Source organism: Mesorhizobium sp. M0862 (genome assembly GCF_040319795.1).
Lineage (GTDB): Bacteria > Pseudomonadota > Alphaproteobacteria > Rhizobiales > Rhizobiaceae > Mesorhizobium.
In genome coordinates this window covers 192,178-213,219 of sequence record NZ_JAMYOJ010000005.1, presented here as the reverse complement: position 1 = coordinate 213,219, position 21,042 = coordinate 192,178, and the positions used below count along the sequence as shown (strand labels likewise).

Here is a 21,042-nt window from a genome sequence, read left to right as displayed (position 1 = left end):
GGGTTCCTCGCCCCTCGAAGTGGGGCGAGGAACTGGCGGCGCCCCTTGAACCATCAGCGGAAGTCCATTGATCCATCATAATTTTGCGATGGTTTTGGATGGCCCACTGGGCCATAGCGTTTGCCATGGCCAGCAACACGATCCAGCCCGACGCCGACTCCAAAGCCCGTAGCGGCTTTCTCCTCGCGCTCGGCGCTTATCTGCTATGGGGGCTGTTGCCCTTCTACATGAAGGCGGTTGCGCATCTGCCGCTGATCGAGGTGATCGCCCACCGCATCGTCTGGTCGGTGCCGATTGCTGCTGCAGTGCTGGTCTGGGCCGGCCGCACAGCCGATTTCAAGGCGGCGATCCGCTCGCCGCGCAGCATCGCCATGGCGGCGCTGACGGCGACCCTGATCTCCGTCAACTGGGCCATCTATGTCTGGGCGATCTCGGTCGACCGCACCGTCGAGACCGCGCTCGGATACTACATCAACCCATTAGTTAGCATCGTCGTCGGCGCGTTGTTGCTCGGCGAGAAGCTCGACCGGCTGCAGATCGCGGCCGTGTTGCTGGCGGCGGTCGCAGTTGCCGTTCTGACCGTCGATGCCGGCAAATTGCCTTGGGTGTCGTTGGCGCTGGCGTTTTCCTTCGCTGCCTATGGGTTCTTCCGCAAGACGCTGCCGATCGGCCCGAGCCAGGGCTTTCTGCTCGAAGTGCTTTTGCTGTCGGTGCCGGCGCTTGCCTACATCGTCTTCCTGGTCGTCAACGGCCAGGACCATTTCATCTCCAGCAACGGCACCGATATGGCTTTGCTCATCGGCTGCGGCCCAGTCACCTCGGTGCCGCTGCTTCTGTTCGCCTTCGGCGCCAAGCTTCTGCGCCTCTCCACCATCGGCATCATGCAGTACATCGCACCGACCATGGTGTTCCTGATCGCCGTGCTGATTTTCGACGAGCCGTTCGGCACCACGCAAGCAATTGCCTTCGCGCTGATCTGGGCGGCATTGGCGATGTATTCCTGGTCGATGTTTCGTGGCCGTGAAATCAGCCCGGTGGCGTTGGCCCCGAAGTAGGGAGCCTTTCGATGTACGTGCTGCATATCGCCAACAAGAACTATTCGTCATGGTCGCTGCGGCCATGGGTGCTGATGCGCACCCTCGACATTCCGTTCGAGGAGCAATTGACGCCGTTTCCGACCGGGCCCAGTTTCGATCTTTACCGGGCGTTCTCGCCCAGCGGGCGCGTGCCTTGCCTGGTGGATGACGGCTGGGCTGTCTGGGATTCGCTGGCTATTGCCGAGTATCTCGCCGAGCGCCACCATGGTGTGTGGCCTGCCGAGGCCAAGGCGCGAGCCTGGGCGCGCTCGGCCGCCGCCGAAATGCATTCTGGTTTCACGGCCTTGCGCGGCGCATGCCCGATGAATTGCGGCTTGCGGGTGAAACCGTTGCCGATGTCGGACGCGCTGAAGCAGGATCTGTTCCGTTTGGGCGATCTCTGGAACGATGGCCTTGCCCTGTTCGGCGGGCCGTTCCTTGCCGGCGGCCATTTTACCGCCGTCGACGCCTTCTTTGCTCCGGTGGCGTTCCGTGTGCTATCCTATGGGCTGTCTTTCGAAGGGGCAGCTGCAGCCTATCCCCCGCAATTGCTTGGCCTGCCGGCCATGCAGGAATGGTATGCGGCGGGTCTCGCCGAGACCTGGCGGGAGCCGGACCATGAGGCGGAGGTCGCTGCCGCCGGCACCATCGTCGAGGATCTTCGCGCTACGGCGTGATGGGCATTCCAGGAAAAGCGCGCCGCGTTCCCTTGGGAATTGCGTGAAAACAAAGGGATCGGGGCGTTACGTCCGCCCGAGCCGCCTTACGAACATGTAGGTCGCCGCGGCGATCACGATCGAAACCGCCGAGACCACCCAGAAGCCCATCGGCGTATTGACCATGGGCAGGCCACCGACATTCATGCCGAACAGGCCTGATATGATGGTCATCGGCAACAGCACCGCCGTCATCACCGACAGCACATAGAGCAGCTGGTTGGACTGCATTGTCAGCTTGGCCATCAACTCGTCCTGCAGCAACCTTGCGCGTGCCTGCAACTGCTCGCCGTCGTGATAGAGCGTGTGTGCCCGGTGCGAGAGCCTTGTCGCCATGTCATTGATCCGATCGGGCAGCTCATTGCGATGCGAATGGTCGAGATGGCGAAAAAGGTTTGTGAGCGTCGCCATCTGCCGGTGGATGACCACCAGTTGACGGCGCGCCTCGACCAGCGACTGCCGCTCGCCGTGCCAGGCATCGCGCACGATACGGTCCTCGATGCCGTCCAGCGTATCGCCAAGACCGTGGAGCTCGGCCGCCATGCCGTCGAGCGACTGGCCCATGACCGCTTCGACCAGGTCGGCGGGGGAGCGGAATTTGCGCGAGCCGCTCTCCACCGCCTTGCGGATGAGATCGACCGATTCCAGTGGCTGCTTGCGCGCGCCGATCAGCGTGTTATCGTTGAGCGCAAAACGGAAATGGCCGAGCCCGCGCGTTTCCGCCGAATAGTCGTGGCGCAGATCCGGCAGGTCGCCATAAAGCCAGGCATCCTCGAGATCGATGTGGCAACCCTGGCTGGCGCCGAGGAAAGCTTCGCGAACCGGCCCGGGCAGAGCCTGCTCGGCGGCGATCTCATGACGGGCGCGCAGGTCGGACAGCTGGTAGCTGCGCCATGTCCATGCAACCTCGGCCGCGTCCTTGGTGCGCAGGCCCTCGGCGGTGAAATGGTAGATGAAGAACAGCCCGTGCTCGTCGGGCAGGCAAGGCGACAGGCCTTCCGTGTTGAGAGCAATGTTCACGGCTCGCCTCGCCAAGAAATTTCGACCAGGTTCAGATTTCGACTATGCCGACGCGCGGATGCCGACCCGTCCTTCGTAACACGAGTGAGGCGGGTTCCGTGTGACGGTTTCTTGACAGGCGATCACAGTTTGTCGAGCAGCGTTTAGAGTGTTTGCTGCTATCGCCGACGAATGGAGCTCACCCATCGCAACGGTCCGGTCAATCGCCAGCCGCGTGACGCAAGCGCCGCATCGCGCTCCGCCACCAGGTCGTCTCGGATCCTGGCCAGCGCGCTACGCTCGGCTACGAGGCCGTCTTGGGCCAGGGCGAGCGCGTCACGCTCCGCCATGAAGCTGTCTCGGGCTTGGATGAGGTCCTGCTGGGCGTGAGCAAGCGCATCACGCTCCGCCATGAAGCTGTCTCGGGCTTGGATGAGGTCCTGCTGGGCGTGAGCAAGCGCGTCACGCTCCGCCATGAAGCTGTCTCGGTCTCGGATGAGGGCCTGTTGGGCGTCAGCGAGGGCGTCACGCTCGACGATGCCCTTTTCCAGTTCGCCGTGTAGCCGTTTAGCGGCCAGGTTCCCTGCGGCAACGGCCTTGCCAACCACATCGCAGCTCTCATCGAACGTCGCCCGCACCCTGTCGAGCTGGTCGCGCAAGTCCTGGCTGTCGCCTTCAGACGCCATACTGCGCAAAATGGCATAGGCGCTGCGGACTAATGGCGTGTCATCCGGATGGTTTTGCAGATCAGCGACCGAGGCCCGCTGATGATGCAGGTCCTTGTCCAGGAACTCGGCGATTGCGGTGTCGGCCTGATCGGACGTGACAGGCCAGACGATTCCGGTCTCCCTGGCCGCGCGGTCCATCTGATGTCGCCAGTCGCTCAACAGGTCTTCGTGGCGCAGGATACAGCGCGGCATGTGTCGCGAATGATGCTCCGCTTCGAGCACGTGCCTGAGCCACAGCATGAACGCTGTCGGCAGTTCCATTTGATCCCGTTCCTGCAGCGAACAGGCGACTTCGAGCGGGTTGCGGACAGGCAGAAATGCGATCGGGTCAATCCTGAGATCGGCCAGGATCGAGGCTATGAAGGGGAGGAACCGGCAGATCCGCGGATCCTTGACGAAAAACAGGGGGGCATCGCCGAACTCGCTGGCAATGATCGCCGTCATCATGGGCCGAAATCGCTCGGCTGCCGGCGACTGCAGCCACTGCCGATCTAGCGGCAGCCAATCTTGCCAGGAGGAGGCGGCCGCCGTGAGCAGGTGGTCGTCGGCGATGGTGAGTGGGGTACTTTCCCAATGTCCCTTGGGATTGTGGAGGCTCCCGGGCAGCAGATGTTTCGGCGGCGTGGCTCCATGCGCGGCGACGAGGGCGCCGAGCGCCGAGGTGCCGCTGCGGTGCATTCCGAGGACCAGGATCGCCGTCCTTGGTTCCGACGCGATCTCGCCCTTCGCGGCCTTCAATCGCTCGCGCGGATTCATCTCCCCTTTGTCTCGCTCTCCAAATTTCCGTTCCCGCCCAATGTTCTCCGTTAACCAACTGCGAAGCGGGCTGCAAATGGAAATCGTCGCCAACGTGCTTACATTGCGCACAAGACGGAGCTCAAGAAAAGCTGGACAGATCGAAGTCAGCTGCCCCAACGCTACAGATCCTTGCCAAGCAGATGCAGTCGATCAGTGGCTTCGCATTGGACTTCTGCTTCTGGGCCAGGCTGGCCTTGTTGCTGTCGCCGATCCAGGTGTTGCCCAGTGTTTCGTAGCCGGCAGCCTTGAGCGCCAGCACGACGCGGCGCAGTTGGTGCGCCAGGCCGACGACACCAACCGGGCTCAATTCCTGGCCGCCTGCGCCAAGGCCGGCTTCGTCCTCACATCTTGTCAATTACAGACTGCACGCCTTCCGTCGGCGCATCGACCGACGACCCCGCCACCATGATGGCGGCGACGATGGCCTCGGGGTCTTCGACCACCAGCGGCTTGACCCGTTGCGCGGTGTGGATGAAGCCTTCGCTGGCCATATGGTCGAGCAGCGCCAGCATCGGATCCCAGAATCCTTGAACGTTGGCGAAGACGATCGGCTTGCGGTGATGGCCGAGCTGGCCCCAGGTCATGATCTCGACGATTTCCTCGACCGTGCCGATGCCGCCGGGCAGCGCCACAAAGGCGTCGGATTTCTCGAACATCTTGTGCTTGCGCTCGTGCATGTTGTCGGTGATCAGCAACTCGTCGAGCCGGTCAAGCGCGGTTTCGGTCGCCTCCTTGTTGATGAGGAAGCGCGGAATGATGCCCGTTACCTTGCCGCCGGCCTTGAGCGCGCCTTCGGCGACTGCGCCCATAATGCCTTTGGTGCCGCCGCCATAGACCAGCCGCAGGCCGGCTTTGGCGAGCGAGCGGCCAAGCAGGTGCCCGGCCTTGGCATAGATTTCATCGCGGCCCGGAGACGAGCCGCAATAGACGCAGACGGATCGAATCGTGTTCATTCGTGATTGGTGATTGGGTCTGAATGCGGGGTCAAGCCCCAAGGGCTGACAAGCCCGGGCTTTTTCTTGTCGGTGCCGGCAAAACACGCTAGACCGGCTTCAGGTGGCTAAGGGGTAGGGGAAATATGGCTGTTAATCCATTGAAGGCGTTTCTGTTCGCGGCCGGTGGGACCGTCGCGGTCGTCGGAACCGCCTATGTATCGGGCGCACTCGACCCGTATCTGAATCCCACGCCGCCTGCGGCGATTGCATCGCTGACGCCGCCGGCTGAAAAGCCGGCCGATCCGGGGACCGAGGGAAGGCTGCCGCCGGCGCCCGCCGCGCCCACCGATGCCAAGGCTCCCGCAGCACCCGCGCCTGCCGACGCAACGGCTCCCGCGACCGAAGCTGCGGCTCCGGCGGCACCTGCCGCGCCCGTTGCTGCCCCAGCAACCCCAGCACCGGCCGCGGCCGGCCCGGTTGCGCCGAGCTTCGACGTCGTGCGCGTCGAAAGCAACGGCTCGATCGTCGTTGCCGGCAATGCTGCGCCCAATTCGAAGATCGAGATCCTCAACGGCTCCTCGGTGCTTGGCTCGACTGTCGCCGGTCCGGACGGCGCCTTCGTCATCGTTCTCGATGATCCGCTGAAGCCCGGCGACTATACGATTGCGTTGCGCGCGACGGCCGGCGATGTGGTTACCCCTTCCGTGCAGACCGCCGTCGTTTCGGTTCCCAAGGACGCCGCCGGCCAGGTGCTGGCGATGGTCGAGGAACCCGGCAAGCCGGCCGAGCTGCTTAGCGTCCCGGCGCCTGAGACCAAGCCCGCGGCGCCGGGCGCCGGCGATCAGGCTGCTGCCCCGGCCGCCGATGCACCTGCCGCGACCGCACCCGCCGCTCCCGCTGAAACCGCGCCTGCAGCTCCGGCTGTGGAAGCCGCCGCCGCTCCGGCAACACCGGTGCCGGCACCGGCGGCACCGGCAACGCCGCCGGCTGCCGCCGTGGCTGAACCCAAGATCGTCGTCGAAGCGGTCGAGATCGACGGCGACAAAATTTTCGTTGCCGGTCTGGCTGACGCCGGCCGCAAGGTGCGCGCCTATGCCAACGATATCCTGCTTGGTGATGCGGTGACCTCGCCCGACGGTCATTTCCTGGTCGAGGCGACGCGCGATATCCCGGTCGGCAACTACACCATCCATGTCGACGGTCTCGATGCGGACGGCGTGAAGGTGGTAGCGCGTGCCGCCGTGCCGTTCGAGCGCGAACCCGGCGAGGCGATCGCCGCCGTGGCGCCCGCGGAGGCCAAGCCCGCCGAGACCAAGCCCGCCGAAGCAAAGCTTGCTGAGCCGGCCGCACCGGCTGCTGCCGAAGCACCGGCCGCTCCGAAGCCTGCGGCGCCAGCCATTGTCGCGGCTGCCCCTGCGAAGCCCGCACCGGCTGCTGCCGCATCCGCACCAGCCGCACCGGCGGCTGAAGCCCCGGCTCCGGCTGCCCCGGCGGTTGCCGAGGCACCTGCGTCACCGGCAGCGCCCGCCGCTGAGGCTTCAGCCGTCGTCGCGGCGGCAACGCCCGACGTGCCCGAGACGGTGGCGCCAAAGCTCGAACATGCCGACGGCGCGGTCATCATCCGCAGGCACGACACGCTGTGGCGGATCTCGCGGCGCGTCTACGGTCACGGCGTGCGCTTCTCGACCATCTATCTCGCCAACCAGGACCAGATCAGCGATCCCGACCGCATCTGGCCGGGGCAGGTGTTCAAGGTTCCGGAAAAGTCCAAGGAAGGCGAAGCCGCCGACCTCAAGGCGATGGGCGAGCAAGCGACGACGGCGCAGACGAAGACGCAGTAGTTTGGCGATTGGCTAATCTCCCCCCAAGTGGGGGAGATTGCCGGCAGGCCAGAGGGGGTCGCCGCGCATAGAACGCCGACCTTCTCTTTGCTGCAAACGACGTTGCGTCAGGACGTACCGACCCCCTCTGTCGCCTTCGGCGACATCTCCCTCTCGAGGGGGGAGATTAGGTCGCTCTACCCATCGGGTTAGCTTGCCACGCACCCGTTCATCGTCTATCGCCGATGAACGATGGCAGACTCGCTCGCTGAACCAGACCACGCAAACTGCGCACCGCCCCAAAGCCGCGCCGTTGCCGCGAGCTTCGCCGCACTCTCGCACCCGGCGCGCATCGAGATCCTTAGACATCTCTCGGCCAGCAATTCCTGCTGCTGCCGCGAGGTGGTCGATCATCTCGATCTGGCGCAGTCCACCGTGTCCCAGCATCTGAAGATCCTGGTCGAAGCCGGGCTGGTCCGCTTCGAGCCCGACCGCCAGCGCTCGCGCTATCAACTCGACCGCGCCGCGCTCGCCGACGTTTCCGCATCGCTGACCGCACTCGTCAATTCCTGCTGCTCCGGCCGCTGATTTCTCACCCAAAAGGCAAGACAAGGTGGCAGAAAAAACCGTTTCCGATAGCTCGACCTTCGGCACCTTGCGCAATCTGTGGCCCTATATGTGGCCGGCCGACCGCGCCGATCTCAGGGCACGCGTCACTTGGGCAACGCTGCTTCTGGTCGTTGCCAAGTTGACACTGGTTGCCGGGCCGTACTTCTTCAAATGGGCGACCGATTCTCTAGCCGGTGACGCCAAATCGCCGCCGCCGCTGCCATCCTTCCTGCTGGCGCCGGTGATGCTGGTCGTCGCCTACAATGTCGTGCGGCTGGTGCAACTCGGCTTCAACCAGCTGCGCGATGCGCTGTTTGCCCGCGTTGGCCAGTATGCGGTGCGCCAGCTTGCGTTCCGCACCTTCGTTCACATGCACCAGTTGTCGCTGCGCTTTCACCTCGAGCGCCGCACCGGCGGCCTGTCGCGCATCATCGAGCGCGGCACCAAGGGCATCGAGACGATCGTGCGCTTCATCATGCTGAACACGGCGCCGACCATCCTCGAATTCGCGCTGACCACCGGCATCTTCGCCTACACTTATGGCTGGAAATATGTGGTCGTGGTGGCGGCCACGGTGTGGCTCTACGTCTGGTTCACGGTGCGCGCCAGCGACTGGCGCATCTCGATCCGCCGCGACATGAACGACAGCGACACCGACGCCAACACCAAGGCGATCGACTCGCTGCTCAACTACGAGACCGTCAAATACTTCAACAACGAGGGTATGGAGGCTGAGCGCTTCGACCGTTCGATGGCGCGCTATGAAATGGCGGCGACCAGGATATGGACCTCGCTCGGCTGGCTGAATTTCGGCCAGGGCATCATCTTCGGTCTCGGCACCGTCATCGTCATGTGCATGTCGGCGCTGGAGGTGCAGGCCGGCACGCAGACGGTCGGCGATTTCGTCTTCATCAACGCCATGCTGATGCAGCTTTCGGTGCCGCTCAATTTCATCGGCTTCATCTACCGCGAAATCCGCCAGGGGCTGACCGACATCGAGCAGATGTTCGACCTGCTCGATGTGCCGCAGGAAATCACCGACAAGCCGGATGCCAAGCCGCTCACTGTTACAGCCGGCAAGGTCGAGTTCCGCGACGTGCACTTCGCCTACGACCCCAGCCGCAAGATTCTGAAGGGCGTCTCCTTCGAAGTTCCGGCCGGCAAGACGGTGGCCATCGTGGGCCCGTCCGGCGCCGGCAAGTCGACGATTTCGCGGCTCTTGTTCCGCTTCTACGACGTCCAGGGCGGTCAGGTGCTGATCGACGGCCAGGATGTCCGTGATGTGACGCAGGCGAGCCTGCGCGGCGCCATCGGCATGGTGCCGCAGGACACCGTGCTGTTCAACGACACCGTCGCCTACAACATCCGTTACGGCCGCATCGGCGCCAGCGAGGAAGACATGCAGAAAGCCGCCGAGCTTGCCCAGATCGGCCCGTTCATCGAACGACTGCCCGAAGGCTACCGCTCGATGGTCGGCGAGCGCGGGCTAAAACTGTCGGGCGGCGAAAAGCAGCGCGTGGCGATTGCCCGCACGATTTTGAAGGCGCCGCCGATCCTGATGCTCGACGAGGCGACCTCGGCGCTGGATAGCCACACCGAGCAGGAGATCCAGGCCGCCCTCGACCTGGTCAGCAAGGGCCGCACCACCATCGTCATTGCCCACCGCCTGTCGACGGTGATCACCGCCGACGAGATCATCGTACTCAAGGACGGCGAGATCGCCGAACGCGGCACCCATGCCGAGCTGATGCGCCAACATGGCCTCTACGCCTCGATGTGGGATCGCCAGCGCGAGGCGACGGAAGCCGAAGAGCGTCTGCGCATTGCACGCGAGAGCGATGAGCTGGGGGTGGTCGTCCGCAGAAGGACGTCGGAGGTGAACTAGGGGCGGAGCGCTATCTCCCCCCTTGAGGGGGAGATGTCGCCGAAGGCGACAGAGGGGGTCGCAGCGCGTGGAGCGCTAACCTTCATCGGTCGCAAGGGGGGCGCATCCAGTCGAACCGACCCCCTCTGGCCTGCCGGCCATCTCCCCCTCAAGGGGGGAGATATGCAGCGTCGTCGCCATCATCACCACCGAAAGTTTCCCCTTGACCTCAACCTAAGTTGAGATCGCAAACCCGTTCCTGAGCCACCGAACCCAAGTCGTTCAAGAACGGAGACAGATTCAAATGGATAAACTTGCCGAGGCAGCCGTGTTCAGGGTCGACAAATTCGTCGTTCCTGCCGAGGCCCGTGAAGAAATCCTTCGCAAGGTCAGGGCGACTCATGAATTGCTGCGTCTGCAGCAAGGCTTCGTCCAGGATTTCGTGCTCGAGCAATTTTCGGGCCCGGGCGAGTTCAACCTGGTCACCATTGTCGAATGGGAAAACCAGGCGGCCGTCGACAATGTCGTGCCGATCGTCAAGGCAGCCCATGAGCGGGCGGGCTTCAACCCGCAGGAGACCATTGCCCGGCTGGGTGTGAAGGCCGATATCGCCAACTATCAGCGTCTACCCGAGATGTAAGACGGCCAGCCGACGCCATGTGCGGGCGCTTCGACGCTCAGCACCTGGCCAGTGCGGGCATCGCTGATCATGTTCTCGAAACCACGCCATTCGGCGGCGACGATGAACAGTGTCGTGCCATCCGGCCCGCCCAGCATGCAGGCAAAGCAGCCGCGATCGGCATCGACTGTCTGCAACACCTCGCCACCTTCCCGCACCCGCACGCAGCGCTTGTTGGGAACATCCGCGTACCAGGCAGCCCCTTCGGCATCGAGGCAGATGCCGTCGGGAAAGCCATCGAGATCGGCCCAGACCCGGCGGTTGGAAAGCCCGCCATCCTCCGCGATATCGAAGGCGGTCAGCCGGTTGGCATGCGACTCCGCCACGATCAGTGTCCTGTTGTCCGGCGTCACCGCCATGCCGTTGGCGAAAGCGATGTTCTCGGCCACTTGTCGAACCGAGCCGTCCGGCGTGATCAGCACGATGGTGCCGGGCCCGAAATGCTCGCCCGGTGCAGGCGCCGACCCGCCGCCATTGACATAGATGTTGCCGCGCCCGTCGACGACGATCTCGTTCCACGGGCTCTTTGACAGTTCTCTCAAATCGGCATGGGTGGCGAGCGTCCCGTCCGCGTCCTGCCGCAGCAACAGCCCTTCGCGCCCCGAAATGACCAGCAGCCGCCCGTCCGGCAGCCAGTCGATCGAATAGGGTAGTATCGCAGGCACCGTGAGCATCACCTCGCTCTTGCCGCCCACACCCACCGCGACGATCTCGCCGGTGCCCCAATTACAGACCCAAAGTCGTCCCTCGTGCCAGCGCGGCGACTCCCCGAAAGCGAGGCCTTCTGTAATGACCTTGGCGTTCAAGGCGACTGATTTCGAGGATGGCATTGCGGATCCCTTGGTTTGTCGCCTCGCCGCAATTCGGCATTGTCGCGAAGCGCTTTCCTGCCAAGGACGTGTGAATCTGTGGCGCCCCGACATGACCGACAATTTTGGCAAACCATCGTGCGGATGCCTCTGGATCAGAGTGCCTTTAATCCTTGAGGGCAGCGGAAATAACCCGTTCGCGCAAGTTTTGCGACCAAGAGAGTATTTTCGATGTTCGGTTTCTTTTCCCGCAAATCCAAGAAAACGCCCGAGAAGTCGGCATCAGATTCTGGAAAGCAGTTGGAATTCGGCCTGCCGTTGCCAGTCGTCGTACTGCGTTCGAACGTCGAGGATCCTGATGAAAAGCCGTTTTTTCTCGTCTTCGCTGTCATGCAATTCGTCACAGCGATGGTTTCCAAAGGACTCTATCGTTATCCCGAAATCGACACCAAGGCGATGCAGGTCCTTCATGCCGACTCGTACTCTTCGGAGGTAAAGAACGGCGGCCATAGTCAATTCATCCACAATGCCGGGCAGGAAATCGGCGCCATGATTGCCAACGCACGAGCTGGACTCACTGCTTGTGGCGCAAAGGGCCAGCTTGCGACTTTGGAAAAGATGTCCAGCTGGATTGCAGACCATCCCAACGAAGCCGCCCGGCAGACGGGCTTCGAGGGCGGGCGGGATGATTTTCTCGATACACTTGATCATGCGTTCTACGTTGCGGATGAGGCCGCGCCCATGGAAAACCTTTTGGCGCGCTGGATCGCGTCATGGCCTGATCTGCAAGTTGTCGATAGTGACGATTACGACGACGTCATACACCGGCTGGTGATGGCCAATCCGAAGCGCGAAGGCAGGCTTCTTCATAAGTCCGTTGGCAACTTGGCAGGCCAGATGATCTTGAGCTGGCGCGATGTCGGGGCCGGCCTTGCCTGCGCCAAGATCGCGCCGCCCGAGATCAAAATCGCGTTCGGCATGGCAAGGATGCTGAACATAGAAGGAGAGAAACAGCTGGTTTTTCAACTTCAGACCAGCGCGAAGAAGACCCGACTATGCAGTGCGACGGAGACACACGTCACAGTCTACGAGTACATCGCTCCAGAAGAGTTGCTTGTCATACCGCCAGGCGAGAGCCCGCTAGCGGCTAACGCCCCGAAAGTTGGCGCCAAGCTTGGCATTGCTGAAGAGCCCGAGATCACAGCGGTCATTGAGTTGGCGGAACAATACCATGCTCCCGCCGCCGTCGACCTCCTGCTCCGCAAGGCAGGCTTCGACCCGACGGATGCCATCGTTTCTGCGAATTCGGTGGTGCAGAAGGAGGAAGGAGCAATCGTGAATTGGGTGGTGCTGGCATCAGGCCAAGTCTTCATTTTCCAATCGTTGCGGAACGGCGGTGTGCTCTTGCGCGGTAAGGATGATGAAAGCCTCGCTGAGGCCGCTATGGCCGAGCTCAATGCCCACTTTGATCGCTCCGCTGCGGCGGGTTAGCGACAGCAAGCCTACTTTTTCTCAGTCAGGAAGAACGTGCCATCGGCATGGCCGTTGGCACCGCATGACAGGGGCTCCGATCTGCCATCCTTGCCGGCGCCGCTCTGCTCGACGACAAGCGCATCGCCGTCGCGTCGGAAGGTAAAGACAAAACCGGTTGGGTTGTCGTTGTCGACGGCACGGTCGACCAGCCGCAGAGTGTTGCGCTCCTCGACCGTGCCGTCGATCTCGCATGACCCACTTTCCGAGACTGGATTGGAAACGACATCTTCCGAGATTTCGACCTTGCCTCCGCCAACAGCCTTGATGTCGACGCTGCCGCGCACGCTGCTCCATGTGCCGATCAAACCTGCATCGGGGGGCTTGCGTATGCCGGACAGGAAGGTTGCGGGGTCGCGCAGGAATTCGCCGAGATCGAAAGTCTGTTGGTCCTTGGGCGAACTTTCGTTGAAGCCGGCGATCTGGTCGCGATACGCGATGAAATCGCTTTGGTCGTCCCGCAGCGCCTTGCCGGCATGAGCATCGAGCCTCTTCAGCAGCGCGGTATAATTCTTCGCGACGTCGGCATCGGCTTGCGCCAGGACCGGATCGGCGCAAATGGCCTTTTCCGCCACGCTGGCGGCCTTGGCGCAGTCGAAGGATGGCTTGCCTTGCGCAACTGCGTGGTCGCTCGCTGCCACAAGTACGGTCAAAACGGCACCCACGGCTGACGATCGTATGGCAACAAGATACGTTTTGCCTGAATTTGGCGCCATGGCAGTCGGCCTTTTCGCCGCACGTTCAGCCGGCGTTGGCTCGAATTCTGGCGGCAAAGCAGCCGACAGGCAAGCACGTCACCGTTCCTGCCGGCTGCGGACGATGCGGCCTTGCCCAATGTTGCGTTGCGGCAACGGAGCCTTTCCGGTATTGAGGCCGGACCTGAAACAGGGACCGCCCCCATCCCATGAGCCCCATCCGATGAGCCTTGTCGATTCGATCAAGAATGCCTTCGTTCCGATCCATCGCGAGGGCTATCCGTTCATTGCCGCCTTTGGTGCGGGCACGCTGTTCCTCGGCTATTTCTCCTCGGTGCTGTTCTGGATCGGCCTGATCCTGACCGCCTGGTGCGTCTATTTCTTCCGTGACCCCGGGCGTGTCACCCCGGTCGATGACAGGCTGGTGGTCAGTCCCGCCGACGGCGTCATCTCGGCGGTCGGCCCGGCCGTGCCGCCGCGCGAGCTTGGCCTCGGCAACACCGAGATGACCCGCATCTCAGTGTTCATGAACGTCTTTTCCTGCCATGTGAACCGCGCTCCGGTGCGCGGCCGCATCATCAAAATCGAGCACCGGCCGGGCAAGTTCCTCAATGCCGAACTCGACAAGGCAAGCTCGGAGAACGAGCGCAACGGGCTGGTCATAGACAGTCCCAACGGCATCGTTGTCGCCGTGCAGATCGCCGGCCTGGTGGCACGCCGCATCGTCTGCTGGGCCGAGACCGGCGGTTCGATCGCCATCGGCGAACGCTTCGGCTTGATCCGCTTCGGCTCGCGCGTCGATGTCTTCCTGCCTTCGACCGCGGTGCCGCGCGTCGCCGTCGGCCAGACGGCGGTCGGAGGTGAAACTGTGCTCGCCGAATTCGGCGGCATCGCCGCAACCCCGCTCGTCAGGATCTCGTAAGCGGTGGGCGCGCCGTTTAAAAAGTTCGAGGCACATGGCAGCGGCGGCCCTCGCATCCGCGAAATTCCGATGCGCATGGTGCTGCCCAATCTGGTGACCGTGCTTGCCATCTGCGCCGGCCTGTCCGGCATCCGCTTCGGCTTCGAGGGCCGTTTCGAGCCGGCCGTGGTGATGGTGCTGCTCGCAGCCTTCCTGGACGGCATAGACGGGCGCCTGGCGCGCATGTTGAAGGCGACATCCAAATTCGGCGCGCAGATGGATTCGCTGGCCGACATCGTCAATTTCGGCGTCGCACCAGCACTGGTGCTCTACGCCTTCCTGCTCGACCGCGCCGGCTCATTCGGCTGGATCGCAGCCCTTCTGTTCACCATCGCCTGTGGCCTGCGGCTCGCCCGCTTCAACGTGCTCGACGAAGATCATGACCGGCCGATCTGGCAGAGCGAATACTTCGTCGGCGTGCCGGCGCCGGCTGGCGCCGTGCTGGTTATGCTGCCGCTCTATCTGTCGTTCCTGCGGCTCGGTCTCGAGCCCGACCGCCTGACGGCCTTCGTCGCCACCGGCTTCACCGTCCTGGTCGCTTTCCTGCTGGTCAGCCGGCTGCCGGTCTATTCCGGCAAAAGCCTGAAAGTGCCGGGCGACAAGGTGCTGCCGATCATCCTGGCGGTCGTGCTCTACGTGCTGCTGTTGATGACCTATCCCTGGTACACGCTGACTGCCTCTGTCGCGGGCTATCTCATCTTCCTGCCTTTCAGCGTGCGGGCGTATTCGAAGCGCGCCAAGCGCGAGGGCGAAAAAGTGCCGCCTTCGGATATCGGGTAGTTGTTATCTCCCCCCAGGGGGAGATGTCGCCGAAGGCGACAGAGGGGGTCGGTACGCCCCGGACGCGACCTCGTTTGAGCGAAGAGGACGTCGGCGCTTCACGCGAGGTGACCCCCTCTGGCCTGCCGGCGATCTCCCCCTCGAGGAGGGAGATAAGCTAAGCCGCCAGGCCCAACCCCAGCTTCTCGATCGCCAGGTTCTGCGTCGAGACATAATCCGTCTTGCCGGAACCCAGCACCGGGATCTCCTCGACCTTGACGATGTCGTTGGGCACCATCAGCTCGGCCGCCCCTGCTTTCTTGCCGAAGGCGCGCAGTTCTTCCGGATCGGCGTCGTCGGCGGTGGTGACCAGCACGATGCGCTCGCCGCGCCTCTTGTCCGGCACCGCCACCGCGGCGTGGCGCTCTTCCGGCCACAGCGACTGCACCAGCATCTCGACGGCACCCAACGACACCATCTCGCCAGCGATCTTGGCGAAGCGTTTTGCCCGGCCGCGAATGGTGATGAAGCCTTCGCGGTCTACCGAGACGATGTCGCCGGTGTCGTGCCAGCCGTCCAGCGGCTGCAATTCGCCGGGCCGGTCAGCGGTCATGTAGCCCATCATCAAATTCGGCCCGTCGAGCCACAGGCGGCCGGCACCCTCGATACCCTGGACCGGTTCGAGCTTCATGCGCATCGCCGGCAACAACCGTCCGACCGTGCCGTCGCGACCATGGATGGCGGTGTTGACGGCGACGACCGGAGCGGCCTCCGTCAGCCCGAACCCCTCGATGATCGAGGCATCGAAGCGCTCACGATAAACGCGCCGCGTCTCCGGCTTCACCGCTTCCGCGCCGGCGACGACGAAGCGCAGGCTGGAGAAATCGCCATCCTTGGCCGTGCGGGCATAGTTGGCAAGGAAAGTGTCGGTGCCGAACATGATGGTCGGCTTCACCTTGCGGGCGATCTCCGGGATGATCTTGTAGTGCAGCGGTGACGGGTAGAGGAACAGTTTCACCCCGGTCACCAGCGGCAGGATGGTGCCGCCGGTCAGGCCGAAAGAGTGAAAAACCGGCAGTACGTTGAGCAGGATGTCGGAGGGCGAAATGGTAATGCGCGCCTCAGCCTGCATGGCGTTGGCGTGGAGATTGCGATGCGACAGCACCACGGCCTTGGGCGTGCCTTCCGAGCCTGAGGTGAACAGGATTGCGGCGGGCTTGGCCGCAGCCTGCCGCTGCAGCGGGAACCGCCAGAGCACCGCTGCTGCGAGCCTTTCCAGTGTGGTGACGCTTGCGCGCACATCCTCCAGCCACAGCATCTTGGCGCCGCCGGCCTCGACCGCGGCGATGATGTCGGCAAGCGCCGCCTTCTCGACGAACGCGCGCGAGGAAACCACTGTTCGGATGACTGCCGTGCGCACCGCGGCGGTTACGCTGGCCGGCCCTGCCGTGTAGTTGATCATCGCCGCTACCCGGCCGGCCGAGAGCAGGCCGACGAAGGACAGCACCACGCCATTGGCGTTGGGCAGCAAAACCCCGACCGCTTCGCCGGGCGCCGCCACCGCCTCGAAACGGCGGCCGAGCACGCGCGCGCCGATGAACATTTTTCGATAGCTGAGCGAGCCGCTGATCACATCCTCGATGATCGGGTGCGAGGCGCCGGTGCGATCCGCGGCATCGCGCATGGCCAGGAACAGGCCGCGATCGAGGTTGCTGCCATAAAGCCGCGCCTCGGCGATGCGGTCGAACAACGCATTTGTGTTGGAAGCCTGGTCGGGGTTGCGCGCCACCAGTTCGGCAATCGTCATTGGTTCCAGCACGCTGATCGAGAGTTTTGGGAACCAGTGGCGCGGCGCCCGGTTCTTTGGCGTCAAGGAAACCGGCAGGTCGCGCGCGCCGGTGACGAAGATCGGCACGATGCGGGCGTCGGCCTGCATGGCGATGCGGGTGACGGCGCGGAACAGGCGAAACGTCTTCACATCGGGCTCGACGTCATCGGGCAGATAGACTGCAAGCCGGCCTTTACCCTTCAGCACCCTGACCAGCCGCCGGCTGACGAAGAGATGCTCGGCGTTGAAGGCGATGGTGCGGCCAAGCTCGCGCCAAGGCTCCATCCAGGGCGAGCGCGCCGAGGCCTCGTCGAGAATGTGCAGCGTGTCGTCGGGCAGCAGCGACAGCATCAGCGCCGGCTCGAAGCGCGACTGGTGCGAGACCACATAGATCACCGGCGTCGGCGCGTTGCGGGCAATGCGGATGCGCCGGTCCTCCATCCGGTAGGTAAGCTTGAACGGCACATAGAGCAGCGCCTGGGTGAAGCGCAGGTCCAGGCGAAAGGTCTCGATCGCGCCAATCAGCAGCCAGGCCACCACGAGGCCTGCAAGCAGCGCCAGTGCCAGGATCATGCCGCGTCTCTCCCAACGGTCCGGTATGCGGCTCTTCGTCCGCTTGGAGAGCAGAGGGTAGCGCAATGGGGGGCAAGGTCAATGCGCGGGTGCGAGGGAGCGGTGTTCCACCTGACCTCACCAGGCAATGATCCAAACGCAGACCTTGAAATATTGCGACACGTGTCGTAAATAAAGCGACACGTGACGGAGAGGTAATATGGCCAGTTCCCCGGTGGGTTTTGCCGAGGCACCGCATATGGAGCCGGAGTTCGAACGGATGGTCGACCTGTTTGGTGGACGGAAGGTTCTTGGATTCTCGGTAGCCAGTCCTCTTGAGGCACATGAAATGATCCTGCATGGAATTCCGGGCCAGGCGCTCGAAAGCCTCGTCAGGCATCTGATGGTCATTGATCCCGCCGATGCGTTTGAGACCGCGTTCGGCATGAGCGAGCGGACATTTCAGCGGCGCAAAGCGGATCACTCCAAGACCCTCAGTCGGGAGCAAGGTTCCAGAACCTGGAACTTCGCCAAGCTCCTGACAAAGGCCACGTCCGTGCTCGGGACTCAGGAAGAAGCGGAAAAATGGATGATCGAGCCTGCCATGGGTTTGGACAATCGCCGGCCGATCGATCTGCTGGCCACGGCGGCGGGCACTGCGCTTGTGCAGGAGTTTCTTGAGCGGCTCGACTATGGTGTCTACGCGTGACGCCTTTGCCGGGCTCCCTCGGAACAGGGCAGGTTTTGGGCTGGAGGCTTGATCATAGACGCTTCAAGGCGAGCTGGGACAGTGGCGAAGGAGCCTTCAAGCTTGGGGGAAGGTGGAACAGCAAAGGGATCAGAGCCGTATATGCGTCCATCGACCCGTCGACCGCCATCTTGGAGGTGGCGGTCCACAAGGGGTTTCGCACGCTGGATGCTGTCCCTCACGTGCTGACGGCATTCGACATCGTCGATCCATCAGAGATTTATGTGGTCCAAACCGACGATATTCCGAACGCGAACTGGCTGCGTCCCGGCATCCCAGGCGCGGGACAGCAGCAGTTCGGCGATGGTCTGCTGGCAAAGCATCCGTTCTTTCTGATCCCCAGCGCGGTATCCCAGCACAGCTGGAACCTGGTATTCGATCCCAATCGGGCGGCAGGCCTTTATAGCTTGCATCTCCGGGAGGATTTCGTGCTTGATACAAGGCTTCATCCTCCCGCTGGGTAGCAATCAGGCCGTGGCCTTCAGCCGCCCACTGATGAACCGGAACTCCTGCGACTTGCCGCCATAACCGTAAGCAGCGGCCGGGACTTCATGCACGAAGGCATAGCTTTCCTCGTGCACACCACCCAGCAACTTACCAAAGGCCTCAAAGATCGCCTTCAGATAAGCCTCCAGTTCCAGCTTGGTGTTGGTGCCGTCGACCACCTTGATGTCGAGCCAGAAGGTGTTGGCGCCATGCTCCGCCAGCGATTTGCCGCCGGCGAACCAATGCTGCGGGTCGACATAGGTGACGGCGACGGCGGTAATCGTCGGGTCCTTGCGCAGATGGGTTGCCGTCAGCTCGGTGATTTCCTTGGCGATTGTGGCGGACAGCTTGGCGTCGGGCTTGCCGGTGACGCTGATGTTGATGATGGGCATTTTTCTCTCCTTCGTTTGAGCGGCGTCTGTTTGCCGTTGGAGAGACAATGCCATCATCTTTGAATCAAAAAAATCGAATTGTTTCGAACAAAAGGTTCTGTATTATCGAAGCATGCAAGCTCTCGATCCCGATCTGCTCAAAACCTTCCTTGCCTTTGTCGATGGCGGCTCGCTGGCTCAGGCTGCGTCTGCTGTCGGCCGCTCGCCCTCGGCGGTGACCGCGCAGATGCAGCGTCTGGAGGAGATCGTCGGCGAACCGCTGCTGGTGGCGCAGGGGCGCGGGCGCGGGCTGACGCCGGCCGGCGAGGATCTTGTCGGTCATGCCCGCCGCATTCTTGCCGTGCACAGCGAGGCCTGGCTGGCGCTCAAGGGCGCGCGTGCCGCTGGTCGCGTCGCCATCGGCACGACACAGGATTTCGCCGATAGCGGCCTGCCGGAGCTGCTGCGCGCCTTCGCGACCAGCCATCCGCGCGTCAGGGTCGAACTCCGCGTTGGCCGTTCGGCCGAGCTTGGCGAGGCGCTGCAGGCCGGGCAGCTCGATCTGGCCGTTGTCATGCGCAAGACGCCGGCCAATGACGAAGTCGGGCTGTTCAGTGAGCCGATGCTGTGGCTGTGCTCGCAAAAAGGGCTTGCCGTGCGGGAAGAGGAATTGCCGCTGGCGCTGCTCGACCCCTATTGCGGCTTTCGCGAAGCAGCACTCGCGGCCCTCGATGCTGCCGGCCGCCGCTACCGCATTGCCGCCGGCAGCGCCAGCCTTGCCGGCTTGCGCACGGCGGTCAATGCCGGCATCGCGCTGACCTTGCGCACCGCCCGCTTTGCCCATTCAGGCATTGCCGAAGCACCGCGCGAATTCGCCCTGCCGCCGGTGCCGACAGCGCAATTCGCGATAAAACTCGGCCAGGGCGCCGAGCGGCCGGCGCGCGATCTTGCCATCCTGCTCAGCGACAACCTCGCCTTGCCCGGCTTTGCCGGCTGATGTCCAAAGAAAAAGCCGACCTTTACGGTCGGCTTTGAGGAGGACGGGTCGAGGGGTTTGGGGGGACTTGGGGGGTGACCCGTCGCACATAAAACTGCCTGATCCGCATGATGGTTCCATGACTTGGAAAATAATTATTGGGTTGCCGCACTTTTTCTCGCGGCCAGCCAGTCGCGCCCCGCATGGGCGAAAACCGCGCACAGTACTATGGCGCCGCCGATCAGGCTGGCGGCCGGCGCGATCTCGCCGAGGAACAGGAAGGCGAACAGGATCGCAAACGGCACTTCGGCGGCACCGAGAAGGCCGGACTCGGGCGCAGGGATCAGCCGCGAGCCTTCCGTCCACAGGATCGACGCCGCCGCGAACGATCCTCCGAAGGCGACGAGCAGCACGGCGTCGCGAGCAGAAATCGCCAGGGGGTCGGTGACGAACCAGCCGAGCACGAACAGCAGAAGCGCCGAGACTGCGCCCGCCCACACCACCGGCGTGTCGCGGAAGGCGCGCACCATGATCATGTAGAGCGCGCTGCCGGCGGTCATCAGCAGCGCGAGCCCATCGCCAAACAGATGACCGCTGCCGAAGCCGGAGCCGACCATCATCGCCACGCCGCACAGCGAAACGGCGGCGGCGGCAAGCGTCTGCGCCCGGAACGGCTCGCGCACCAGCACGAAGGCGAGCAGCGCGGTGATGAAGGGCGCGGTGGCGTAGATGACCGCGACATTGGCGACATAGGTGAATTTGAACGCCGAGATGAAGGCGATGCTGGCCGCGGCGCCCTCGAGGGCCAGCAACCAGCCGCGCCAGCCAAGCCGCAAGCTTTCCCGCCCGCCGGAGCGGCGCCGGCGCCACAGCACATAGAAGGTGATCAGGATCGCGCCGACAAAGCCGCGCCAGCAAGTGATGGTCAGCGGGTCGGCGTGGATCGATTTGGTCAGCACGCCGGTCAGGGCGAAGAAAGCCGCCGAGGCCGCCACCAGCATGATGCCGAGCGTACGATCGGCAGCGGTATCTGTGGTGCCTGGGCCGTCGAGCGCTTCCGTCATCTCAGCAGCCTATCCGTCTTCTCCTGCCACCATGCTGTC

At 63.4% G+C, this 21,042-nt stretch carries 21 protein-coding genes; 12 read left to right on the top strand and 9 right to left on the bottom strand.

Translation table 11 applies throughout. The features are described from left to right. Positions 1 to 125 precede the first annotated feature (125 nt). Both rarD and NKI15_RS10045 read left to right on the top strand, forming a co-directional pair. Positions 126 to 1,055 (top strand): EamA family transporter RarD, encoded by a 930-nt coding sequence (gene rarD, locus NKI15_RS10050; RefSeq protein WP_023824155.1) that lies wholly within the window; start codon positions 126 to 128, stop codon positions 1,053 to 1,055. A gap of 11 nt (positions 1,056 to 1,066) precedes the next feature. After that, positions 1,067 to 1,753 (top strand): glutathione S-transferase family protein, encoded by a 687-nt coding sequence (locus tag NKI15_RS10045; protein WP_023673578.1) that lies wholly within the window; start codon positions 1,067 to 1,069, stop codon positions 1,751 to 1,753. A gap of 66 nt (positions 1,754 to 1,819) precedes the next feature. Here the strand turns inward: NKI15_RS10045 and NKI15_RS10040 are convergent, their stop codons facing one another. From NKI15_RS10040 to NKI15_RS10025, 4 genes are all read right to left on the bottom strand, one after another. Continuing rightward, positions 1,820 to 2,812 carry a transporter gene (locus NKI15_RS10040; RefSeq protein WP_352886064.1) on the bottom strand — a complete coding sequence of 331 codons (993 nt, stop codon included), beginning with the start codon at positions 2,810 to 2,812 and terminating at the stop codon, positions 1,820 to 1,822. Between the two features lie 158 nt (positions 2,813 to 2,970). Further along, positions 2,971 to 4,275 carry a sulfotransferase family protein gene (locus NKI15_RS10035; protein ID WP_352886063.1) on the bottom strand — a complete coding sequence of 435 codons (1,305 nt, stop codon included), beginning with the start codon at positions 4,273 to 4,275 and terminating at the stop codon, positions 2,971 to 2,973. 121 nt (positions 4,276 to 4,396) lie between these two features. After that, positions 4,397 to 4,672 carry a hypothetical protein gene (locus tag NKI15_RS10030; RefSeq protein ID WP_023727585.1) on the bottom strand — a complete coding sequence of 92 codons (276 nt, stop codon included), beginning with the start codon at positions 4,670 to 4,672 and terminating at the stop codon, positions 4,397 to 4,399. After that, positions 4,659 to 5,270, bottom strand: a complete 612-nt coding sequence (locus tag NKI15_RS10025) for an LOG family protein (protein WP_023673582.1) — start codon at positions 5,268 to 5,270, stop codon at positions 4,659 to 4,661. The genes NKI15_RS10030 and NKI15_RS10025 overlap by 14 nt, the downstream gene beginning before the upstream one ends. Before the next feature lie 125 nt (positions 5,271 to 5,395). On the opposite strand from NKI15_RS10025, the gene NKI15_RS10020 reads away from it, so the two are divergent. The 4 genes from NKI15_RS10020 to NKI15_RS10005 all read left to right on the top strand — a co-directional run bounded on the left by NKI15_RS10020 (position 5,396) and on the right by NKI15_RS10005 (position 10,185). Beyond that, entirely contained in the window at positions 5,396 to 7,093 is a 1,698-nt protein-coding gene (locus NKI15_RS10020) for a LysM peptidoglycan-binding domain-containing protein (protein ID WP_352886061.1), read from the top strand. 231 nt (positions 7,094 to 7,324) lie between these two features. Then, positions 7,325 to 7,660 (top strand): ArsR/SmtB family transcription factor, encoded by a 336-nt coding sequence (locus NKI15_RS10015; protein WP_023703210.1) that lies wholly within the window; start codon positions 7,325 to 7,327, stop codon positions 7,658 to 7,660. Between the two features lie 25 nt (positions 7,661 to 7,685). Further along, entirely contained in the window at positions 7,686 to 9,566 is a 1,881-nt protein-coding gene (locus tag NKI15_RS10010) for an ABCB family ABC transporter ATP-binding protein/permease (RefSeq protein ID WP_023747930.1), read from the top strand. A gap of 283 nt (positions 9,567 to 9,849) precedes the next feature. Then, positions 9,850 to 10,185, top strand: a complete 336-nt coding sequence (locus NKI15_RS10005) for an antibiotic biosynthesis monooxygenase (RefSeq protein WP_023685667.1) — start codon at positions 9,850 to 9,852, stop codon at positions 10,183 to 10,185. On the opposite strand, the gene NKI15_RS10000 is transcribed toward NKI15_RS10005, so the two are convergent. After that, positions 10,164 to 11,054, bottom strand: coding sequence for an SMP-30/gluconolactonase/LRE family protein (locus NKI15_RS10000; RefSeq protein WP_023685668.1), 891 nt, complete (start codon positions 11,052 to 11,054; stop codon positions 10,164 to 10,166). The two genes, NKI15_RS10005 and NKI15_RS10000, sit on opposite strands and share 22 nt — an antisense overlap. A gap of 210 nt (positions 11,055 to 11,264) precedes the next feature. On the opposite strand from NKI15_RS10000, the gene NKI15_RS09995 reads away from it, so the two are divergent. After that, the gene (locus NKI15_RS09995; RefSeq protein WP_023747928.1) at positions 11,265 to 12,524 is read left to right on the top strand and encodes a DMP19 family protein; all 1,260 of its coding nucleotides are present in this window, start codon (positions 11,265 to 11,267) and stop codon (positions 12,522 to 12,524) included. 11 nt (positions 12,525 to 12,535) lie between these two features. Here NKI15_RS09995 and NKI15_RS09990 read toward each other — a convergent pair whose 3' ends face one another. After that, the gene (locus tag NKI15_RS09990) at positions 12,536 to 13,216 is read right to left on the bottom strand and encodes a lysozyme inhibitor LprI family protein (RefSeq protein ID WP_198020994.1); all 681 of its coding nucleotides are present in this window, start codon (positions 13,214 to 13,216) and stop codon (positions 12,536 to 12,538) included. Between NKI15_RS09990 and NKI15_RS09985 the strand changes: the two genes are divergently transcribed. Further along, a complete protein-coding gene (locus NKI15_RS09985; RefSeq protein WP_348524476.1) occupies positions 13,122 to 14,180 on the top strand; it encodes a phosphatidylserine decarboxylase in 1,059 nt (352 codons plus the stop codon). The genes NKI15_RS09990 and NKI15_RS09985 overlap by 95 nt on opposite strands. A gap of 3 nt (positions 14,181 to 14,183) precedes the next feature. Then, complete coding sequence (gene pssA / locus NKI15_RS09980; protein WP_023672701.1) at positions 14,184 to 14,999, top strand: CDP-diacylglycerol--serine O-phosphatidyltransferase; 816 nt, start codon at positions 14,184 to 14,186, stop codon at positions 14,997 to 14,999. 157 nt (positions 15,000 to 15,156) lie between these two features. Here the strand turns inward: pssA and NKI15_RS09975 are convergent, their stop codons facing one another. Next, positions 15,157 to 17,379: an AMP-binding protein gene (locus tag NKI15_RS09975; RefSeq protein ID WP_023747925.1), complete on the bottom strand. Its 2,223-nt coding sequence runs from the start codon at positions 17,377 to 17,379 to the stop codon at positions 15,157 to 15,159. Between the two features lie 199 nt (positions 17,380 to 17,578). On the opposite strand from NKI15_RS09975, the gene NKI15_RS09970 reads away from it, so the two are divergent. Both NKI15_RS09970 and NKI15_RS09965 read left to right on the top strand, forming a co-directional pair. Then, positions 17,579 to 18,067, top strand: a complete 489-nt coding sequence (locus NKI15_RS09970; protein ID WP_023747924.1) for an Xre family toxin-antitoxin system antitoxin — start codon at positions 17,579 to 17,581, stop codon at positions 18,065 to 18,067. Next, a complete protein-coding gene (locus tag NKI15_RS09965) occupies positions 18,064 to 18,570 on the top strand; it encodes an RES family NAD+ phosphorylase (RefSeq protein WP_023747923.1) in 507 nt (168 codons plus the stop codon). The genes NKI15_RS09970 and NKI15_RS09965 overlap by 4 nt, the downstream gene beginning before the upstream one ends. Before the next feature lie 3 nt (positions 18,571 to 18,573). Here NKI15_RS09965 and NKI15_RS09960 read toward each other — a convergent pair whose 3' ends face one another. Beyond that, the gene (locus tag NKI15_RS09960) at positions 18,574 to 18,984 is read right to left on the bottom strand and encodes a tautomerase family protein (RefSeq protein WP_023672705.1); all 411 of its coding nucleotides are present in this window, start codon (positions 18,982 to 18,984) and stop codon (positions 18,574 to 18,576) included. Between the two features lie 112 nt (positions 18,985 to 19,096). Between NKI15_RS09960 and NKI15_RS09955 the strand changes: the two genes are divergently transcribed. Then, positions 19,097 to 19,960, top strand: a complete 864-nt coding sequence (locus NKI15_RS09955; protein WP_023693978.1) for a LysR substrate-binding domain-containing protein — start codon at positions 19,097 to 19,099, stop codon at positions 19,958 to 19,960. Positions 19,961 to 20,094: 134 nt separating this feature from the next. Here the strand turns inward: NKI15_RS09955 and NKI15_RS09950 are convergent, their stop codons facing one another. Then, positions 20,095 to 21,003 carry a DMT family transporter gene (locus tag NKI15_RS09950; protein WP_023727358.1) on the bottom strand — a complete coding sequence of 303 codons (909 nt, stop codon included), beginning with the start codon at positions 21,001 to 21,003 and terminating at the stop codon, positions 20,095 to 20,097. Between the last annotated feature and the right edge of the window lie 39 nt (positions 21,004 to 21,042).

Excerpts from the sequence above, each read along its gene's own strand:
- NKI15_RS10020 (WP_352886061.1), top strand. The coding sequence starts at position 5,396 with ATGGCTGTTAATCCATTGAAGGCGTTTCTGTTCGCGGCCGGTGGGACC.
- NKI15_RS09995 (WP_023747928.1), top strand. The coding sequence starts at position 11,265 with ATGTTCGGTTTCTTTTCCCGCAAATCCAAGAAAACGCCCGAGAAGTCG.
- NKI15_RS09950 (WP_023727358.1), bottom strand. The coding sequence starts at position 21,003 with ATGACGGAAGCGCTCGACGGCCCAGGCACCACAGATACCGCTGCCGAT.
- NKI15_RS09970 (WP_023747924.1), top strand. The coding sequence starts at position 17,579 with ATGGCCAGTTCCCCGGTGGGTTTTGCCGAGGCACCGCATATGGAGCCG.
- rarD (WP_023824155.1), top strand. The coding sequence starts at position 126 with ATGGCCAGCAACACGATCCAGCCCGACGCCGACTCCAAAGCCCGTAGC.
- NKI15_RS10035 (WP_352886063.1), bottom strand. The coding sequence starts at position 4,275 with ATGAATCCGCGCGAGCGATTGAAGGCCGCGAAGGGCGAGATCGCGTCG.
- NKI15_RS10025 (WP_023673582.1), bottom strand. The coding sequence starts at position 5,270 with ATGAACACGATTCGATCCGTCTGCGTCTATTGCGGCTCGTCTCCGGGC.
- NKI15_RS09960 (WP_023672705.1), bottom strand. The coding sequence starts at position 18,984 with ATGCCCATCATCAACATCAGCGTCACCGGCAAGCCCGACGCCAAGCTG.
- NKI15_RS09975 (WP_023747925.1), bottom strand. The coding sequence starts at position 17,379 with ATGATCCTGGCACTGGCGCTGCTTGCAGGCCTCGTGGTGGCCTGGCTG.
- NKI15_RS10015 (WP_023703210.1), top strand. The coding sequence starts at position 7,325 with ATGGCAGACTCGCTCGCTGAACCAGACCACGCAAACTGCGCACCGCCC.
- NKI15_RS09955 (WP_023693978.1), top strand. The coding sequence starts at position 19,097 with ATGCAAGCTCTCGATCCCGATCTGCTCAAAACCTTCCTTGCCTTTGTC.
- NKI15_RS10000 (WP_023685668.1), bottom strand. The coding sequence starts at position 11,054 with ATGCCATCCTCGAAATCAGTCGCCTTGAACGCCAAGGTCATTACAGAA.
- NKI15_RS10005 (WP_023685667.1), top strand. The coding sequence starts at position 9,850 with ATGGATAAACTTGCCGAGGCAGCCGTGTTCAGGGTCGACAAATTCGTC.
- NKI15_RS09985 (WP_348524476.1), top strand. The coding sequence starts at position 13,122 with ATGGCCTTTTCCGCCACGCTGGCGGCCTTGGCGCAGTCGAAGGATGGC.
- NKI15_RS10045 (WP_023673578.1), top strand. The coding sequence starts at position 1,067 with ATGTACGTGCTGCATATCGCCAACAAGAACTATTCGTCATGGTCGCTG.